This is a genomic window from Conexibacter sp. SYSU D00693, assembly GCF_017084525.1.
GTDB lineage: Bacteria > Actinomycetota > Thermoleophilia > Solirubrobacterales > Solirubrobacteraceae > Baekduia.
Genome location: NZ_CP070950.1, coordinates 1053285 through 1071738, shown reverse-complemented (window position 1 = coordinate 1071738; position 18454 = coordinate 1053285). Strand labels below are relative to the sequence as shown.

General features: G+C 74.1%; 19 protein-coding genes. 16 read left to right on the top strand and 3 right to left on the bottom strand.

The window, feature by feature from the left end:
- The first annotated feature begins 49 nt into the window (after nt 1–49).
- The 6 genes from JUB12_RS05420 (at nt 50) to ilvD (ending at nt 6353) form a co-directional block, all read left to right on the top strand.
- Nucleotides 50–1588: a YifB family Mg chelatase-like AAA ATPase gene (locus tag JUB12_RS05420; RefSeq protein ID WP_205698606.1), complete on the top strand. Its 1539-nt coding sequence runs from the start codon at nt 50–52 to the stop codon at nt 1586–1588.
- Nucleotides 1585–2730 carry a DNA-processing protein DprA gene (gene dprA / locus JUB12_RS05415; protein WP_205698605.1) on the top strand — a complete coding sequence of 382 codons (1146 nt, stop codon included), beginning with the start codon at nt 1585–1587 and terminating at the stop codon, nt 2728–2730. The genes JUB12_RS05420 and dprA overlap by 4 nt, the downstream gene beginning before the upstream one ends.
- A 23-nt stretch (nt 2731–2753) precedes the next feature.
- Entirely contained in the window at nt 2754–3599 is an 846-nt protein-coding gene (gene thiD, locus JUB12_RS05410) for a bifunctional hydroxymethylpyrimidine kinase/phosphomethylpyrimidine kinase (protein WP_205698604.1), read from the top strand.
- 114 nt (nt 3600–3713) lie between these two features.
- The gene (locus JUB12_RS05405; RefSeq protein ID WP_205698603.1) at nt 3714–3962 is read left to right on the top strand and encodes a hypothetical protein; all 249 of its coding nucleotides are present in this window, start codon (nt 3714–3716) and stop codon (nt 3960–3962) included.
- 47 nt (nt 3963–4009) lie between these two features.
- On the top strand, nt 4010–4639 hold the full coding sequence (locus tag JUB12_RS05400; protein WP_205698602.1) for a hypothetical protein: 630 nt from the start codon (nt 4010–4012) through the stop codon (nt 4637–4639).
- A 40-nt stretch (nt 4640–4679) separates the two neighbouring features.
- The gene (gene ilvD, locus JUB12_RS05395; protein WP_205698601.1) at nt 4680–6353 is read left to right on the top strand and encodes a dihydroxy-acid dehydratase; all 1674 of its coding nucleotides are present in this window, start codon (nt 4680–4682) and stop codon (nt 6351–6353) included.
- On the opposite strand, the gene JUB12_RS05390 is transcribed toward ilvD, so the two are convergent.
- Entirely contained in the window at nt 6350–7309 is a 960-nt protein-coding gene (locus tag JUB12_RS05390) for an alpha/beta fold hydrolase (protein WP_205698600.1), read from the bottom strand. The genes ilvD and JUB12_RS05390 overlap by 4 nt on opposite strands.
- Before the next feature lie 29 nt (nt 7310–7338).
- Here JUB12_RS05390 and JUB12_RS05385 point away from each other — a divergent pair, with 29 nt between their 5' ends.
- The 4 genes from JUB12_RS05385 (at nt 7339) to JUB12_RS05370 (ending at nt 11401) form a co-directional block, all read left to right on the top strand.
- On the top strand, nt 7339–7917 hold the full coding sequence (locus tag JUB12_RS05385) for a hypothetical protein (protein WP_205698599.1): 579 nt from the start codon (nt 7339–7341) through the stop codon (nt 7915–7917).
- A 59-nt stretch (nt 7918–7976) separates the two neighbouring features.
- The gene (locus tag JUB12_RS05380) at nt 7977–8867 is read left to right on the top strand and encodes a lysophospholipid acyltransferase family protein (RefSeq protein WP_205698598.1); all 891 of its coding nucleotides are present in this window, start codon (nt 7977–7979) and stop codon (nt 8865–8867) included.
- Complete coding sequence (locus JUB12_RS05375) at nt 8867–10243, top strand: NAD-dependent epimerase/dehydratase family protein (RefSeq protein WP_205698597.1); 1377 nt, start codon at nt 8867–8869, stop codon at nt 10241–10243. Before JUB12_RS05380 ends, JUB12_RS05375 begins: the two co-directional genes overlap by 1 nt.
- A gap of 117 nt (nt 10244–10360) precedes the next feature.
- On the top strand, nt 10361–11401 hold the full coding sequence (locus tag JUB12_RS05370) for a L,D-transpeptidase/peptidoglycan binding protein (RefSeq protein WP_205698596.1): 1041 nt from the start codon (nt 10361–10363) through the stop codon (nt 11399–11401).
- Between the two features lie 164 nt (nt 11402–11565).
- On the opposite strand, the gene JUB12_RS05365 is transcribed toward JUB12_RS05370, so the two are convergent.
- Nucleotides 11566–11883, bottom strand: a complete 318-nt coding sequence (locus JUB12_RS05365) for a hypothetical protein (protein WP_205698595.1) — start codon at nt 11881–11883, stop codon at nt 11566–11568.
- Here JUB12_RS05365 and JUB12_RS05360 point away from each other — a divergent pair.
- The 6 genes from JUB12_RS05360 to JUB12_RS05335 all read left to right on the top strand — a co-directional run bounded on the left by JUB12_RS05360 (nt 11882) and on the right by JUB12_RS05335 (nt 17289).
- Nucleotides 11882–12817 (top strand): tyrosine recombinase XerC, encoded by a 936-nt coding sequence (locus JUB12_RS05360; RefSeq protein WP_241004423.1) that lies wholly within the window; start codon nt 11882–11884, stop codon nt 12815–12817. The two genes, JUB12_RS05365 and JUB12_RS05360, sit on opposite strands and share 2 nt — an antisense overlap.
- Nucleotides 12818–12846: 29 nt before the next feature.
- Complete coding sequence (gene whiG / locus JUB12_RS05355; RefSeq protein ID WP_205698593.1) at nt 12847–13626, top strand: RNA polymerase sigma factor WhiG; 780 nt, start codon at nt 12847–12849, stop codon at nt 13624–13626.
- A 66-nt stretch (nt 13627–13692) separates the two neighbouring features.
- A complete protein-coding gene (fusA, locus tag JUB12_RS05350) occupies nt 13693–15759 on the top strand; it encodes an elongation factor G (protein WP_205698592.1) in 2067 nt (688 codons plus the stop codon).
- Between the two features lie 96 nt (nt 15760–15855).
- A complete protein-coding gene (locus JUB12_RS05345; protein ID WP_205698591.1) occupies nt 15856–16638 on the top strand; it encodes a hypothetical protein in 783 nt (260 codons plus the stop codon).
- Nucleotides 16639–16651: 13 nt separating this feature from the next.
- Nucleotides 16652–16876, top strand: a complete 225-nt coding sequence (locus JUB12_RS05340; protein WP_205698590.1) for a hypothetical protein — start codon at nt 16652–16654, stop codon at nt 16874–16876.
- 11 nt (nt 16877–16887) lie between these two features.
- The gene (locus tag JUB12_RS05335; protein WP_205698589.1) at nt 16888–17289 is read left to right on the top strand and encodes a reverse transcriptase-like protein; all 402 of its coding nucleotides are present in this window, start codon (nt 16888–16890) and stop codon (nt 17287–17289) included.
- A gap of 62 nt (nt 17290–17351) precedes the next feature.
- Here JUB12_RS05335 and JUB12_RS05330 read toward each other — a convergent pair whose 3' ends face one another.
- Complete coding sequence (locus JUB12_RS05330) at nt 17352–18446, bottom strand: hypothetical protein (RefSeq protein WP_205698588.1); 1095 nt, start codon at nt 18444–18446, stop codon at nt 17352–17354.
- Between the last annotated feature and the right edge of the window lie 8 nt (nt 18447–18454).

Sequence of the window (18454 nt, the reverse complement as noted above, 5' to 3'; positions counted from 1 at the left end):
CACAGGTGCGTGCTGTCCTGTCACACGGCGCCATCGAGCATCCGGCCCCGTGCCCCTCGCTCGTCTCACCACCTACGCGCTGCACGGCGTCGACAGCCGCCGGGTGACCGTCGAGGTCGACCACCAGGCCGCCGGCCTGCCGACCTTCACGATCGTGGGGCTCGGTGACCGCGCGGTCCGCGAGGCGCGCGAGCGCGTGCGGGTCGCCATCGCCAACTCGGACCTGCGGTTCCCCAAGCAGCGGATCACCGTCAACCTCGCCCCGGCCTACCTGCGCAAGACCGGTCCGGGCTTCGACCTCGCCATGGCCGTCGGGCTGCTGGCCGTGACCGGCCAGGTCGATCCGGACATGGCCTCGGACGTCGCGTTCTTCGGCGAGCTGTCGCTCGGCGGCGAGCTGCGCCCGTGCCGCGGCGCGCTCGCCGTCGCCGAGGGCGCGCTGCGCGACGGTGCCCGTGGCTTGGTCGTGCCGCGGTCGCTCGTGGCGGAGGCGACGCTCGTCGAGGGGCTGCAGGTGTGGGGCATCGAGACGCTCAGCGACGTGCCGGCCGTCCTGCGCGGCGAGGTCGAGGCCGACGGCCCGCCGCCGGCCGCAGCCGCGTCGTCGGTGCAGACCCGCGTCGACCTCGCGGACGTCCGCGGCCACGCGCGCGCGATCCGCGCGCTGACGATCGCCGCGGCCGGCGGCCACAACCTCCTGCTGTCCGGACCGCCCGGCACGGGCAAGACGATGCTCGCCAAGCGCCTGCCGACGATCCTGCCACCGCTGTCGCGCGAGGAGGCCATCGAGGCGACCCGGATCCACAGCGTCGCCGGACTGCGCATCGGCGGCGGTCTGCTGGACGACCGTCCGTACCGCGCGCCGCACCACTCCATCTCCTCGGCCGGGCTCGTCGGCGGCGGTTCGGTGCCCCAGCCCGGCGAGGTCTCGCTCGCCCACCGCGGCGTCCTGTTCCTCGACGAGCTCGCCGAGTTCGCGCGCCCCGCGCTGGAGGCGCTGCGCCAGCCCCTGGAGGACGGGCGCGTCGCGATCGTCCGCGGCCAGCGCACGGCGATCTTCCCGTCGCGCTTCATGCTCGTCGCCTCGACGAACCCCTGCCCGTGCGGCCATGCGGGGACGCGGCGCTGCCGCTGCACCGACTTCGACCTCGCCCGGTACCGCAAGCGCCTGTCGGGCCCGCTGCTCGACCGCATCGACCTGCTCGTCCACGTCCAGCGCCCGACGCCGGAGGAGCTGGCCGGCCCACCGCTGGCGCGCTCGGCGGACGTGCGCGCCGAGGTCCTCGCCGCGCGTCAGCGCCAGGCCGCCCGCCTCCGCGGCACGGGCGTGACCTGCAACGCCGACCTCGACGCCCAGCTCCTCGGTGACCACGCCGCGCTGGCCGACGCCTCCGAGGCGGTCCTCCGCCGGGCCTACGGGCAGGGGACGCTCAGCCCGCGCGGGCACGACCGCGTCCTGCGCGTCGCCCGCACGGTCGCCGACCTCGCCGGCGCCGCGCAGGTCGAGCCGGCCCACGTGCGCGAGGCGATCTCGCTGCGCCAGGACGACGAGGGCGAGGACGCCGTCCTGTCCGGGGCCGCGTCGTGAGCGCGGCCCCGACCGCCTGCGAGCGGTGCCTGCGGCGCTCGGCCCGGCTGGCGCAGCTCTCCGGCCACCTCGAGATCGCCCACAAGGGGCGGCGGCCGGTGCGCGACGTGCTCGCCCTCGACGAGGAGGCGCTCGTCCTCGCGCTCGCCGGCCGGGCGCTGTCGACCATGCCGTCCTTCGACGTCGCGGCGGCGCGGACGCGGATCGCCGCGGCGGGGCTGGCCGCCACGTGCGTCCACGACGACCACTTCCCCTCCCGGCTGCGTGACGACCGCTCGGGACCGCTCGCCCTGCACGTCCTCGCGGCGGGCGCACCGCAGGCCGACGCGCTGCACCGGCTCGCCGGGCTCGTGGGGGGCGCGGGGGAGGACCGGCCCCCGTCGGTGGCGATCGTCGGGACCCGCCGCGCCTCGCAGGACGGGGTCGAGGTCGCACGCGCGCTGGGGCGCGGGCTGGCGGCGGCGGGTGTCACCGTCGTGAGCGGCATGGCGATGGGCATCGACAGCGCCGCGCACGACGGCGCACTCGAGGGCGGCGGCCGGACGGTCGCGGTGCTCGCGGGCGGTGCCGACGTCCCGTACCCGCGCACGAAGGTGGCGCTCCACGGGCGCATCGCGCGGGCGGGCGTCGTCGTCGCCGAGCTGCCGCCAGGCACCGGCGTCCGTCGCTGGGCGTTCCCGGCGCGCAACCGGATCATCGCCGCGCTCGCCGACGTGGTGGTCGTGGTGGAGGCGGCCGAGCGCTCCGGCTCGCTCATCACCGCGGAGATGGCGATCGACCTTGGGCGCGACGTAGCGGCGGTGCCCGGATCGCCGCGCTCGTGGCGCTCGGGCGGGACGAACGCGCTGCTGCGCGACGGCGCCACCCTCGTGCGCGACGCCCGCGACGTGCTCGACGTCGTCGTCGGGGTGGAGGAGGCGGCTCGCGCCACCCGGCCTGGCGGTCCGGCGCCCGTGCCGGCGGGGCTGGCGCCCGGGCTGGCCGAGCTGCTGAGCGCGCTGGACGACGGCCGGGACACGATCGACGCGCTCGCCGCGACCCCCGATGACGCGGGTGCGGTCGCCGACGGGCTGGGCGAGCTCGAGCTGCTGGGGCTGGTCCGGCGCGGCGCCGCGGGCCGCTACCGGCGGGTGCCGGTGTGACGGTCGTGGCAAGCTGGAGGCCGATGCCCGCCGAGGACCGCGTCGACCGCCTGCCCGTCTGCCTGTCGATCGCCGGCTCGGACTCGGGGGGCGGCGCGGGGATCCAGGCCGACCTGAAGGCCTTCGCGCGCTGCGGCGTCCACGGCGCGACCGCCATCACGGCGCTGACCGCCCAGAACACCCTGGCCGTGACCCGGGTCGAGGCGGTGTCGCCCGAGATGATCCGCGCCCAGGTCGAGGCGGTCGCCGAGGACCTGGGCGTCGACGCGGTCAAGATCGGGATGCTCGGCAGCGTCGCGACGACGGAGGCGGTGGCCGCCGCGCTCGACGGCCTGCCGTCCGGGACGCCGGTGGTGCTCGACCCCGTGATGGTCGCGGAGTCCGGGGCACGGCTGCTCGAGCCCGAGGCCCAGCAGGCGCTGGTCGAGCTCGTGCTGCCACGGGCGACGGTCGCCACCCCGAACCTCCCCGAGGCGCGCGTCCTGGCGATGGCCGGCGGCATGTCCGAGACCCGGGTGGCCGACCTCGACGGCGAGGCCCTCGCGCAGGCGGTGCTCGACGCCGGGGCCAACGCCGTCGTCGTGACCGGCGGCCATCGCGAGCAGGCGACCGACCTGCTGCTCGTCCGCGGCCGGTCGGTCGTCGAGCTGCCCGGCGAGCGCTTCGCCGACGGCGCTGCGCACGGATCGGGCTGCACGCACTCGTCGGCGCTCGCCGCGCACCTCGCCCTCGGCCACGACCTCGAGGACGCCGCCCGCGCGGCGAAGGCCATCGCGGGGGACGCGGTGCGCGACGGGCTGCACGAGGTGGGGCAGGGAGCCGGGCCGGTCAACGCGCTGGGCCTGCGCCGCGTGGCCCGCGTGGGCTGACCCGCGCGGGTGACGGGTGCCCGACCTGCGGCATGCCGCGCCGGTCGTTCGGTCCCGACTCGGCGCGTCGACGCCCACCTCGGGACCTGACCGCTTTGTCATAATCGCCCTCTCATGAAGTTCCTGCGCATGAAGCCGGGGCACGGCGAGGTGGTGCTCGCCGAGGGCGACGTCGACGTGCGCGAGGACGAGGAGCTGCTGGTCCAGGAGTTCCGGCGCCAGCTCGACGAGGGCATGTGGGCCGCCGTGCCGACGACGGCGCAGGGCGGCCGGCGCGAGGCGCGGATGGTCAAGGCCTTCGAGGACATCCCGCGTGATGCCGACCGCGTGATCTTCTTCCCGCGCGCCGCCGGCGGCCGCTAGACCACCGCCCGCCCGGCAAGCGCCCGCGACGACCCAGGACCCCGGACGTGCTGCTCGCCCTCAGTGCCACCGCCATCGTCATCGTGGCGCTGCTCTGGGAGGTCGCCTGGCCGCGCCTCGTCCAGCTCACCGAGCGCGTCAAGACCGCCCGTGCACGCGTCGACGACCCGACCGTCGGCTACGACCCGGGCCGCGAGCGCCGCGCCGAGCAGCGCGCCCGCCAGCTCCTGCGCTCGTGCGTGAACGAGGAGGAGTGGGCGATGTACCGCGACCTCGGCTTCCTGCGCGTGTGGGGCGGGCTGGCCGACGGGCCCGGCCGCGGGGGCAACGGCGCCACCCGCGACGGCGCGCCCTACGCCTACCTCGTCTACCCCCACAAGCCAGTCGTCGCCTTCCTGCCGCAGACGCGCGAGCTGCTGAGCGAGTACTGCGTCGAGTTCCCCGACGAGACGCGGCCCTACGGCTCGGCGCGCCTGCCCGACTCCGACGACGTCCTGGCCAAGTGGATGGCCCTGACCGGCGACGAGCGCCGGTTGATCTCCGAGGCCAACATGCACCTCCCCGGCCGGCAGGTCGACCCCACGAAGGTCCGGCGGGACCTCTGGCGCCTGCACGAGTGGGAGCGCGACCGCCTGCGCCGCGCCGAGCGCGCCGCGCGCCAGCAGAAGACCGCCTGAGCGGCCGCACGGCCGCCGACCGCTAGCGTCCGCGCTCGCCATGAGCGCCTTCGACGTCAAGCACAAGAGCCGCGCCCTGACCGAGGGTCCCGCGCGCGCGGCGGCCCGGTCCTACCTCAAGGGCATCGGCTTCGACGACGAGGCGCTGGCCAAGCCGATCATCGGCGTCGCCCACTGCTGGATCGAGACGATGCCGTGCAACTTCAACCACCGCGTGCTGGCCAAGAAGGTCAAGGACGGCATCACGGCGGCGGGTGCCACGCCGATGGAGCTCAACACCGTCGCGATCTCCGACGGCATCACGATGGGCACCTCGGGGATGAAGACCTCGCTCGTCTCCCGCGAGGTCATCGCCGACTCGATCGAGCTCGTCGCCCGCGGCCACCGCTTCGACGGCCTCGTGGTCCTCTCGGGCTGCGACAAGACGATCCCTGCCGCGGTGATGGCCCTCGCCCGCCTCGACATCCCCGGGGTCATGCTCTACGGCGGCTCGATCCTCCCGGGCCACTTCCAGGGCCACGAGGTCACGATCCAGGAGGTCTTCGAGGCCGTCGGCGCGCACGCCGCGGGCCGGATGACCGACGAGGAGCTCAACGAGCTCGAGTCCGCCGCCTCGCCCGGGGCCGGCGCCTGCGGCGGCCAGTTCACGGCGAACACCATGGCGATGGCCTTCGAGGTGCTCGGCATCTCCGCCGCCGGCTCGGCGATGGTCCCGGCGGAGGACGGCAAGAAGGCCGACGTCGCCGTCGAGGCCGGCCGCCTCGCGGTCGAGGTCCTCGAGCGCGGCCTGACCCCGCGCAAGCTCATCACCCGCGACTCGCTGGAGAACGCGATCGCCGCCGTCGCCATGTCGGGCGGCTCGACCAACGCCGTCCTGCACCTCCTCGCCGTCGCCAACGAGGCGGGCGTCGAGCTCTCCATCGACGACTTCGACCGCATCGCCGACCGCTCGCCGCTGCTGTGCGACCTCAAGCCCGGCGGTCGCTACGTCGCCAAGGACCTCTACGACGCCGGCGGCGTCCCGCTCGTCGTCCGGCGCCTCGACGAGGCGGGCCTCCTGCACCGCGACGCGCCCACCGTCTCGGGCCAGACGATCGGCGAGGTCGGCGACGCCGCCACCGAGGCCGAGGGCCAGCAGGTCGTGCGGCCGCTCAGCGACCCCCTGAAGCCCACGGGCGGCCTGGCGATCCTCCGCGGCAACCTGGCGCCCGACGGCTGCGTCGTGAAGCTCTCGGGCCACGAGCGCCGCCACCACCAGGGCCCCGCCCGCGTCTTCGAGGGCGAGGAGGAGGCGATGGCGGCGGTCACCGCGGGGACGATCCAGCGCGGCGAGGTCGTCGTCATCCGCAACGAGGGGCCGGCCGGCGGCCCGGGCATGCGGGAGATGCTCGCCGTCACCGCCGCGCTCAACGGCGCGGGGCTGGGCGAGCACGTCGCGCTGCTCACCGACGGGCGGTTCTCCGGCGCGACGCACGGCTTCATGGCCGGCCACGTCGCCCCCGAGGCCGCGCGCGGCGGGCCCATCGCCGCCGTGCGCGACGGCGACACGATCACCATCGACGTCGACGCCCGGCGCCTGGACGTGGAGCTCGACGAGGCGACGATCGCCGAGCGCATCGCCGCCTACGACCCGCCGGTCTCGCCCGACGCCACAGGCGTCCTGCTCAAGTACGCCAAGCTCGTGGGCAGCGCCAGCGAGGGCGCGCTGACCTAGGCGCGGGCGTCGCTCGCGCCGACGCGCTCGCCGGCGTCCTCCCGGACGAACTCCCCGACCAGCGCGTTGAAGTCCTCGGGGACCTCGACCATCGCCACGTGGCCGACGCCCTCGTAGACGACGACGCGCGAGTCGGACACCAGCTCGCCGAAGAGCCACGCGTCCTTGACCGGGACCAGGCGGTCCTTGTCGCCCCACACGACGAGCGTCGGGCAGCCGATCTCCCCGAGCCGGTCGCGGATCGGGTAGCTCGTGAGCGCGTCGAGCGCCGGGACGAAGCCGCGCTTGCCCTGGCCCTTGACGAGCTCGGCCACCAGCGGCGCCGGGAGGCGGTCGGGCCGGTAGGCCACCAGCCCGAGCAGGAGCGCCTTGCCGCGCGGGCGGCGGATGAGCCCGCCCAGGTGCCCGGCCGACCACGCCCCGAAGGCGATGAGCAGCTCGTCGGCGCGCTGCAGCCCCGCCAGCAGCCGGTCGTTGCGCATGTGCTCGATCGACAGGCCCGCGGCGCTCACGAGGACGAGCCGGTCGACGCGCGCGGGGAAGCGGATCGCCACCTCCGCTCCGACGAAGCCGCCCATCGAGTTGCCCACCAGGACGATCGGCTCGCGGACCTCCAGCACGTCCAGCAGCGCGTCGACGAAGCGCCCGTAGCCCGAGATGGTGATGTCCTCGACCGGCATCTCGGACTCGCCGAAGCCCGGCAGGTCCGGCGCGATGACGCGGTGGGTGCGCGCGAAGGCCGGGAGGTTCTCGAGCCAGTTCTGCCAGCAGCCCGACAGGCCGTGCAGGAAGACCATCGTCGGCGCGTCAGGGTCCTCGGGACGCCAGTCGACGACGTTGACGCGCCGCCCCTGGACCTCCACGGAACGTCGGTGCTCGGACCAGTCGACCCGCGTCCAGTCGGCGTGCGGCGACCCGCCGTAGCTCGACGGTCGGACCTTCGGACGCTCGGCCATGGGCGTCTACCATAGGCCGCCGTCCAGCCATGCGCATCGCCATCGACATCGACTCCACGCTCCACCACTACTGGGACGTCCTGAGCGACGCGGCCCGGCGGCGCTTCGGGATCGACCTGCCCTACGAGGAGCAGTTCACGTGGGGCATCACGCGCCTGCGCCCCGAGCAGCTGCAGTGCTGCATCGACGAGACCCACCGCGACGACGCGATCCTCGCCGGGCGCCCGTACGAGGGGGCCGTCGAGACGGTCAACCGCTGGCACGAGGCGGGGCACTTCATCCACATCACGAGCCATCGCAAGGAGGGCTGCCAGGTGGCGACCTCCCAGTGGCTCGAGCGCATCGGCCTGCGCCACGACGACGTGCACTGCTCGTTCGACAAGGTCGCGCGCTGCGTCGAGCTGGACATCGACCTGCTCATCGACGACAGCCCGGTGAACATCCAGCGGGCGATCGACCGCGGCATCACCGCCGCGACGATCATCCACCCGTGGAACCGGGACGTCGTCGAGGAGGAGGACGTCATCGCCGCCGCCGACTGGGCCGACCTGGCCCGCAAGCTCGAGTCGGCGCTGCCGCCGCTGCGCCGCCGGGCCGCCGCGGCCTGACCCTCCCGGTCCGAGGGCCGACGCCCTCCGCGCCGCCCGCCGCGTAGCATCGGGCGCAGATGGCCTCGCGTCGCAGCAGCCTCGCCACCACCGACGACGGCAGCCACCCCGGGCAGGACCTCGAGCCGGCGCACCTGCGCGAGCTCCTGCCGGCGCTCGAGCCCGAGCGCCAGGTCGACGACTGGGGTCGGTCCGAGCGCGTCGAAGCCGCGTTCGACAAGCTCGTCGACTTCTACTACCAGCTGTGGTTCCGCTGCGAGGTCGAGGGCGTCGAGCACGTCCCGGCCGACGGCGGCGCGCTCCTGGTCTCCAACCACTCCGGCGCCCTGCCACCCGACGCGATGATGATCGCCAAGGCGATCAAGGAGGAGCACCCGCGCCCGCGCGAGCTCAACCTCACCGTCGAGCACTTCTTCAAGGGCTACCCCGGCTTCAGCATGCTGCTGCCGAAGATCGGCGCGGTCGCCGCCCACCCGGCCAACGTCCACCGGCTGCTGTGCGACGAGCAGCGCCTGGTGCTGGTCTTCCCCGAGGGCCGCAAGGGCACCGAGAAGCTCTACAAGGACCGCTACCGGCTCCAGCGCTTCGGTCGCGGCGGCTTCGTCGAGGCGGCCATGCGCGCCCGGGCCCCGATCGTCCCCGTCGCGCTGGTCGGCGCGGAGGAGGCGATGCCGATCTTCGCCCACATCAAGCCGCTGCAGCGCCTCACCGGCCTGCTCTACACGCCGCTCACGCCGACGTTCCCGCACTTCGGGCCGCTCGCGCTGGCGATGTACCTGCCGGCGAAGTTCAAGATCCGGTTCCTGGCGCCGGTGCGCACCGACGACATGGGCGACGAGCCCTGGGAGGACAAGGCGCTGGTGCAGACCGTCGCGCACGACATCCGCGGCCAGATCCAGGAGGAGCTGCTGGACATGCTCGGCCGCCGGCGCTCGGTGTGGTTCGGCTGATGGACCAGGAGCGCACGAGCCGCCGGGTCCTGGTCACGGGCCTGTCGACCTACTGGGGCGGGCGCCTGGCCCAGGCCCTCGAGCAGGACCCCGCGGTGGAGACGGTGATCGGGATCGACCGCCGCCCACCGAAGGTCCCGCTGGAGCGCACGGAGTTCGTCCAGGTCTCCGACTCGCACTCGCTCATCCGCCGCATCGTGGACGCCGCGGAGATCGACACGGTGGTCGACACGCGCCTCGTGGTCGACTCGATCGTCACGACGCCCCGGCGCGCGCACGAGAACAACGTCATCGGGACCATGAACGTCCTGGCGGCGTGCGGCGGCGCCGACTCGCCGGTGCGCAAGGTCGTCTTCAAGTCCAGCGCCCACTACTACGGCGCCGAGCAGGACGACCCCGCGTTCTTCACCGAGGAGATGCGCCGGCCGCACCCGCCGCGCACCCCCATCGAGCGCGACGTCGTCGAGGCCGAGGCCAACCTCCGCGAGTTCGCCGAGAAGCACCCGGACACGATCGTCACGACGCTGCGCTTCGCCAACGGGCTGGGACCGGACGTCAACACGTCCCACACGCGCTACCTCGGGCTGCCGGCGATCCCGACGATCCTCGGCTTCGACCCGCGCTACCAGTTCATCCACGAGGACGACATCGCCGGCTGCCTGCAGCACGCGGTCCACCACGACCTGCCCGGCGTCTTCAACTGCGCCGCCGACGGGGTCCTCGCCCTCAGCGAGGTCATCGGCCTGCTGGGCAAGGCCAACCTGCCCGTCCTGCCGCCGCTGGGCACGGGGATCGTCGCCGCCCAGCTGCGCCGCGCCGGCGTGCGCGTCTCGTCCGAGATGCTCGGGCTGCTGCGCTTCGGGCGCGGGCTCGACAACCGCCGCTTCAAGGCCACGGGCTACCGCTACCGCTACACGACGCGCGAGACCGTCCTGAAGCTCCGCGAGCACCAGCGGCTGCACCCGCTCATGCGCCAGGGCACGGGCCCCTACCGCTACGAGGCGGCCGTGGAGGAGTTCCTGCGCTTCAGCCCGTCGGTGCGCAAGGACAACGTCTCGCCGGGCCTCGGGCGCGTCTCGCCCCGCCAGCTCGCCGAGCTGCGCCGCGCGATCGACCTGCTCGAGGGCGAGGGCGCTCCGCAGAACACCGCGCCGGGCGACCGCCGGCCGTCGGGCGAGCTGGGGACCGGGCGCCGCAACGGCGCGCCGGCAGGCTACGACGACCTCGACGCCGAGGAGGTCATCGCCCTGCTGCCGTCCCTGGACCCGGCGGACCTGCCGGCGCTGCGCGCGCACGAGGAGTCCCACGCCGGCCGGGAGAGCGTCGTCCGGGCGATCGACGGGCTGCTCGCGGTGCAGGGCGCCACGTCGCGCTGAGCGGCGCTCGGCGACCGCCCGTGGCCTGCAAGATCGCGTGCAGCGATCTGCGGCTTTGCAGGGACTTGGCACCTGAAGCGCGACGCCGTACGCTCTTGGGCGTCTCCTCCAGGACCCATGCGGCGATCACCCCTGCTCTCCGTCGCCGTCGTCGGTGCACTCGTGCTGGCGGCCACGGCGGCCCTCATCGTCTACGACCACAGCCGGCGCGACACCCTCGCCAAGGGGGTCAAGGTCGCGGGCGTCGACGTGGGCGGCCTGGACCGCGAGCAGGCCATCCGGCGCCTGCAGGAGCGGGTGGTCGACCGCCTGCGTCAGCCCGTGCGCGTCGACCACGGCAACCTCCACTGGATCCTGGGCCCGCGCGAGGCGCGGCTCAGCACGAACGTCGTCGCCTCGGTCGACCACGCGCTGGACGTCAGCCGCGAGGGCACCGTCCTCAGCCGCTCCTGGCGCGGGCTGACCGGCGGCTCCAAGGACGTCGACCTCCAGCCCGAGGTCCGCTACTCGAAGGCCGCCGTCGTCCGGCTCCTGGACAAGGTCCGCAAGGAGGTCGACCGGCCGCGCCAGGACGCCACCGTGAGGTTCACGGCGTCCGGGCCGCGGAAGGTCCCGGGCCGGGCCGGCCTCGAGGTCGAGGCCTCCGCGCTGCACCGCCAGCTGCGCCAGGCGCTCGTCTCGACGACCGCGCCGCGGCGCATGTCGGCCCACACCCGCAAGGTGGCCCCGCGGGTCAGCACCGACGAGCTCGAGGAGCGCTACGGGACGGTCCTGTACGCCAACCGCTCCTCCTTCAAGCTCGTCCTCTACAAGCGCCTCAAGCCGGTCAAGACCTACGGCATCGCCGTCGGGCAGGTCGGCATGGACACGCCGGCCGGCCTCTACAAGATCCAGAACAAGGCCGTGAACCCGGCCTGGAACGTGCCGATGTCCGACTGGGCGGGCTCCCTGGCCGGCCAGGTCATCCCGGGCGGCGCGCCCAACAACCCGCTCAAGGCGCGCTGGATGGGGATCTACGACGGTGCCGGCATCCACGGGACCTCCGACGAGGGGTCCATCGGCTCGGCCGCCTCGCACGGCTGCATCCGCATGCGCGTGGCCGACGTGATCGACCTGTACGACCGCGTGCCGGTCGGCGCCCCGATCTACATCGCCTAGGCGCTCGGCGAGCCGCGAGCGCGGGAGTGGGCGGTCGGGGCCACGTGGGTCGCCGCCGGGGCATCGAGTGGCGGATCCTCCGCTCTCCAGGCGGACGATCCGCCAACGGATGGGCCCGGACCCGCCGACGCGCCCGGACGGAGCTCAGCCCCGAAGGACCACCTCTACGACATCGGCCCCGGCGCGATCTCGGGCGCCGGCGACCCGGGGTCGGGCTTGATCTCCTCGGGGGCGACCTCCTCCCAGCCGTCGGCCAGCAGGGAGGCGTGGTGGTCGCCGTGGCGAAAGGTCATCGTGCCGATGAACACGCCCTTGACCTTGCGGCGCAGGACCGCGTACCAGAGCGTCGACGCGTCGCCCGGCGCCCGCACCGGGTGCCACGGCCGCGGCGGCTCGTCGTGGGGCGGCGCGACGCCCGTCTCGATGAGCTGGCGCTGCGTCGCCACCTGACCGGTGTCCGTCCGGATGAAGAACCGACCCATGGACCCCGAGGGTACGCCGCCGCCGCTGCCGCCGGCGTGGCGCGACGCCCTGACCCTCTTCGACCGCGACCTGCGCACGCGCGCAGCGGCGGAGCGCACCCGCCGGGCCTACGGCGTCGACGCCGGCCAGTTCGCGCGTTGGGCGGCCGACAGCGGCATCGGGCCCGGCGGCGTGACGACCCGGCAGCTGCGCCGCTACGCCGCCGTGCTGTCCGAGCGCGGCGCCCAGCCGCCCACCGTCGCGCGCAAGCTCGCGGCGCTGCGCCAGCTCTTCCGGTCCCTGCGCGAGCACGGCCACCTCGAGGCCAACCCCGCCGACCTCGTCCCGGCCCCGAAGCAGCCCAAGCGCCTGCCGCGGGTGCTCAAGGCCGACGAGGTCGCCGCGCTGCTGGACCGCATCCCGGCCACCACGCCGCTGGACCTCCGTGACCGCGCGCTGCTCGAGCTCGCCTACGCCTCGGGCCTGCGCGCCGAGGAGCTCTGCTCGCTGGACCTCGACAGCGTCGATCCCGACAGCGAGGAGGTGCGCGTCGAGGGCAAGGGCGACAAGACGCGCGTCGTGCCGGTCGGCGAGCACGCGATGGCCGCGATCGGCCGCTGGACCGCGCGCGGGCGCCCCGCGCTGGCCGCCGGCGACGGCGAGCGCGCCCTGTTCCTGACGAAGTCCGGCAAGCGGCTGTCGACCTCCGACGTGCGTCGCCGGTTGCGCGCCTGGGCCCAGAAGGCGGCCGCGGCGGGCGGTCCGCCGCTGCAGGGCGTGCACCCGCACGCCCTGCGCCACTCGTTCGCCACGCACCTGCTCGACGGCGGGGCAGACCTGCGCTCGATCCAGGAGCTGCTGGGCCACGCGACCATCTCCACGACCCAGATCTACACCCGTGTAGAGTCCGCGCGCCTGAAGGCCGTCTACCGGGATGCCCATCCCAGGGCGTAGGCTGGGCGACTTCAGGCTGTCGGGGGATCATGGAGACGAACGTCAAGGCCATCGAGCTCAAGGACCTGTGGCGCAGGTACAAGACCACGGGTGACGAGCGTGCGCGCGAGCGACTGGTCGTCGCGTACTCGCCGCTGGTCAAGTACGTCTCGGGCCGCATGGCCGCCGGCCTGCCCGCGCACGTCGAGGAGGCCGACCTCATCTCCTACGGCCTCGTCGGGCTCATCAACGCGATCGAGCGCTTCGACCTCGAGCGCGAGATCAAGTTCGAGACCTACGCGATCACCCGCATCAAGGGCGCGATCATCGACGAGCTGCGCTCGCTGGACTGGGTCCCGCGCTCCGTGCGCGCCCGCGCCCGCGAGATCGAGCGCGCCAACTCCAAGCTCGAGCACCAGCTGCAGCGCGCGCCCACCGACGAGGAGATGGCCACGGAGCTCGGCATCAGCGTCGACGACTTCCAGGCCTCGCTGCTGCAGATCTCCAACTCCACCGTCGCCGCCCTGGACGAGCTGTGGTCGGTGAGCGACTCCTCGGGGGACTCGGTCTCCCTGCTGGACACGCTCACGGACGACAACGCGCCCGACCCCGCGGCGATCATGGACCAGACCGAGCTCAAGGACCGGGTCGCCGACGCCATCGCGCGGCTGCCCGAGCGCGAGAAGCTCGTGGTCGCCCTCTACTACTACGAGAACCTCACCCTCCGCGAGATCGGTGAGGTCCTCGGGGTCACCGAGTCGCGCATCTCCCAGCTGCACACCAAGGCGGTGCTGCGGCTGCGCTCGCGCCTCACCAGCGACCCGGACTGAGTTCTCCCGCGGAGGGCGCGGACCTGGTTAGGGTCGGCACAAGCGCCCCACCGAGAGGAGTCAGGCATGCACAAGGCGGCGGATCGGATCCGCAACGTCGCCCTCGTCGGCCACCGCGGAAGCGGCAAGACCTCGCTGTACGAGGCCCTGCTGTTCCAGGCCGGCGCCACCCAGCGCCTCGGCAGCGTCGCCGACGGGACCTCGGTCTCCGACGTCGACCCCGACGAGCAGGCGCGGGGCATGTCCATCGGCGCGGCCCTCTCCACGTTCGAGTGGCAGGACCGCAAGATCAACCTCATCGACACGCCCGGCGAGCCGAGCTTCGTGGCCGATGCCCTCGGGTCGCTGCGGGTCTGCGAGTCCGCGGTCTTCGTCGTCAACGCGGTCATGGGCGTCGAGGTCTCGACCGCCCGGCTGTGGGAGCGCGCCGCCGAGCTGGACATCGCGCGGCTGGTCTTCGTGAACATGCTCGACCGCGAGCGCGCCGACTTCTTCCGCACCCTCGACCAGCTCAAGGACGCCTTCGGCCAGCACGTCGTCGCGACGGAGATCCCGATCGGCACCGAGCACGAGGTGCGTGGCGTGATCGACCTCGTCGACATGCAGGCCTACGAGTACGCGACGGCCGAGCGCGACGCCTGCCGCGAGGTCCCGATCCCCGAGGAGCTCCGGGCGCAGGCCGAGGAGTACCGCGAGAAGCTGATGGACGAGGTCTGCGAGGTCTCCGACAGCCTCATGGAGCGCTACCTCGAGGGCGAGGAGATCGCCCACGAGGAGATCGTCACCGCGCTCAAGGACGGCACGAACCACGGCCACGTCTTCCCGGTGACCTGCGGCGTCGCCACGCGCAACCTCGGGACCAACCGCCTGCTCGACGCGATCGTCGAGGACCTCCCCTCGCCCGTGAAGCACGGCGCGATGGAGCTCCCGGAGGTCACTCTGGAGCCCGACGAGGACGCCGAGCTCTTCGCCTACGTCTTCAAGACCCGCGCCGACCAGTTCGCCGGCCGGATCAACCTCTTCCGCGTCTACCAGGGGACGATGCGCGGCGACACGCAGGTGCTCAACACCCGCGCGCACTGCAAGGAGCGCCTGGGCCACCTGCTCTCGTACAAGGGCGGCGACACCGTCCACGTCGACGAGTTCGGGCCGGGCGACATCGGCGCGGTGGCCAAGCTCAAGGAGACGCGGGCGGGCGACTGGCTGGCGATGCGCGACGAGCCGATCCGCATGCCGCAGGTCAAGCTCCCCGCGCCCGTGATGGCGTTCGCGATGGAGGCGGCGGCCAAGGGCGACGAGGACAAGGTCTTCAGCGCGCTGCGCCGCCTGCAGGAGGAGGACCCGACGATCGACCTGCACCGCGACCCGCAGACCGGCGAGCAGATCGTCGCCGGGCTCTCGCAGGTCCACGTCGAGGTCGTGGTGGACCGCCTGCGGTCGCGCTTCGGCGCGGAGGTCGTGCTCAAGCCTCCGCGGGTGCCCTACCGCGAGACGCTGCGCGGCAGCGCCAAGGCCCACGGCCGCCACAAGAAGCAGTCGGGCGGCCGCGGCCAGTTCGGCGACTGCCACATCGAGGTGGAGCCCCTGCCCGACGGCGACTTCGAGTTCGTGGACGCGATCAAGGGCGGCGTGATCCCGAACGGCTTCATCCCCGCGGTGGAGAAGGGCGTGCGCGACGCGCTGCAGCACGGCCCGGTCGGCGGCTTCCCCGTGCGCGGCGTCAAGGTCACCCTCTTCGACGGCCAGTACCACTCGGTCGACTCGTCCGAGCAGGCGTTTCGCATGGCCGGCTCGCTGGCGATGAAGGACGCGATGGAGCAGGCCAAGGCCGCGCTGCTCGAGCCGGTGATGCTCGTGACCCTGTCGGTGCCCGAGGGGTCGGTGGGCGACGTCATCGGGGACCTCAACTCGCGGCGCGGGCGGCCGCAGGGGATGGAGCCCGGCCCGGGCGGCACCACCGAGGTCAAGGCCGAGGTGCCCATGGCCGAGATGCTCACCTACGCCCCGGACCTGCGGGCGCTGACCGGCGGTCAGGGCGACTACACGATGGAGCTGCTGCGCTACGAGGAGGTGCCCGCGCACCTCGCCCAGCGGGTCGTCGACGCCACCCGGGCGGAGGCGGCCGCGGCGTAGCGCGGGCGGGTGTCCCGGCCCCGTCGGCGGGGCCGCTGCAAGGCGTCCACCGAGGGCGGTGGGACGGCCCTGCGTTGCTACGCTCGGTCGCCCGCCGTGACCCGCAAGTCCATCTCCACGAACGCCGCCGTCGTCGCCTGCGACGTCTGCGGCCGCACCCTCCTGCGCGGCGAGAACGCCGACGTCTTCCTCCACGGAGGGTCCCGGCGGATGGTCTGCGAGCTGTGCACCGCGCGCGCGGTCCACGAGGGCTGGATCCGCGAGGGGCTCGACGACGTCGAGGCCCGCTCCCGCGACCACCGTGGCCGCTCGCGCTCGCTGCTCGGGCGGCTGCGCAGCCGCCGCGACGAGCGCCGCGGCGACGAGCTGGCGATCGCGCCCGATGCGCCCGACAGCGCGCCGGTCGCCGAGCCGTCCTACGTCGAGGTCGTGCCCGCCGAGCCGCCGCCCCTGCCCGTGGAGCAGGCGCCCTCGGTCCACCACGAGGCCGCCCCGCCGGCCCCGCAGCCCGCCGAGCCCGCGCTCTACGAGCAGCGCTCCGTGCGCAGCGTCCCGACGAACGCCGAGCTGAAGGTCCAGCGGGCGCTCGAGCTGTTCAACGGCTCGGCCCACCCGCGCACCGTCGCGGGCGTCGCCCGGTCGCTGGGGGCGCCGATCGTCTCGGCCCGGCCGTCGGCCACCGAGGGCAGCGTCGTGACGATCGTCGTCGCCTGGGAGCTGTCCTGGTACCGCTTCGAGGTCGACCTCGGCAACGAGGAGGCCGGCGTGCGCGTCGTCGCCCAGGGCACGGAGCTCGCGGAGCTCGACCCGGCCGACCACACGCCCAACGCGGCGGCCGACGACGCGGGTCAGTTGCACCCCGCGGCATCGCTCGCCTAGGCTCCCCGCCCGCATGATCTACGCGGTGGTCCCGGAGGAGCTCGCCCCCGAGCTCTACGACAAGCTCGTCGAGTACTACGCCGACGACCCCGGCGTGAAGGTCATCGTCGACCGCCGCAAGTCCGAGCGCCGCAAGGCCGGCGGGACGGCGGAGGGCGGCCAGGCGCGCGAGCTGCGCGACCGCCGCCGGCGCTCCGTGCCGGGCGACTTCCCGCGGATCGACCCGGTCGAGGGCTAGCGCACCGCGCCGTGCGGCTCGTCGTCCACGTGGACGGGGGCGCGCGCGGCAACCCCGGGCCCGCCGCCGCTGCGGCCGTCGTGTCGACCCCCGAGGGCGAGGTCCTCGACGAGGCCACCGAGCTGCTCGGCGAGGTGACGAACAACGTCGCGGAGTACCGCGGCCTCCTGCTCGGTCTGGCCCGCGCGCGGGCGCTGGGCGCCACCGAGGTCGAGGTCGTCAACGACGCGGAGCTCGTGGCCAAGCAGGTGGCGGGGGAGTACCGCGTCAAGCACCCGGCGATGAAGCCGCTGCACGCCGCGGCGCTCGACGCGCTCGGGGCCTTCGCGCGGTGGTCGGTGCGCAGCGTGCCGCGCGCCGACAACGCCCACGCGGACCGCCTGGTCAACGAGGCGCTGGACGGGCAGCGCTAGGACGCCAACGGCGCCGCGCCCCGGGGGGACGCGACGCCGCGCGGTCCGACAGCTGGTGTCGGCTAGGACTTCGTGGCCTTCGAGCCGCCGAAGAGGTTGCCGAGGAGGCCGTCGAAGAGGTCGCCGACGATCGGCAGGCCGCCGACGACGTCCTTGATGACGCCGGTGATGGCGCCGACGCCCGGCAGCGAGCCCAGCGACGGGAGGGTCGCGCCCGACCCGCTGCCCGAGCCGACGCCCGGGATCAGGCCGCCGACCAGGTCGAGGATCGAGCCCAGACCCGGGACGGTGGAGGCGGTGTCGCCCTCGTCGTCCGAGCCCGCGCCGCCGCCGGCGATGTTCCCGAAGGACGGGATCAGGCCGCCGACGAGGTCCTTGACCATGGCGAGGACCTTCGTGAGCTGCGTCGAGACCACGCCGCTGACCTCGTCGACCAGCTCGGTGACCGAGGCGAGCAGCGGGGTGACGGCGCCGAGGACGCCGCCGATGAGCTCCTGCGCGGGGGCGGGGAGGGTCGCGGTGATCGTGTCGATCGAGCCGATGACCTCGGTCAGCGTCGTCGTGGCCGAGTTCAGGGCCGACTTGACGATGGTCGCGATCTTCGTCGGGACCTCACCGATGGCGGTGGTCAGCGCCTCGAGCTGGGCCGGCCACTGGGCGACGAGCCCGGCGACGACCTGCTCGACGGCGGCGCGCTGCTCGACCGGGAGCTTGGCGACGACGCCCTGCAGGGCGGTCATGACTGCGTCGTGGGAGGCGATCGCGGAGGGCAGCGCCTGGGCGAAGGAGGCCTGGGCGGCGCCGGAGAGCTCGTCGAGGACGGTCGCCCACTGCTGGACGTCCTCGCCGAAGCGGGCGGCGACGAGCGACAGGGCGCCCGAGGCGTCCAGGCGCTTGGCGTCGGTGGTGGCGCGCAGGGCGAGGCGGCGGGCGTCGCGCGAGGCCTTCGTGGCGGCCTTGCGGGCGTCCTTCAGCGTCTTGGCGGCGCGGACGTCCTTGTTCTGCTCGGCGAGCGCGACGGCGCGGTCCGAGAGCCTCTCGGCCTGCTTGACGGTCTTGGCGACCCCGGTGGACGGGGGCGTCGCCGCCTGGGCGGCGGCGGGGCTGAGGGCGGCGACGGCGAGCGTGAGCGCCGCCGCGCGCAGGGCACGGGTCATGCGGTTGG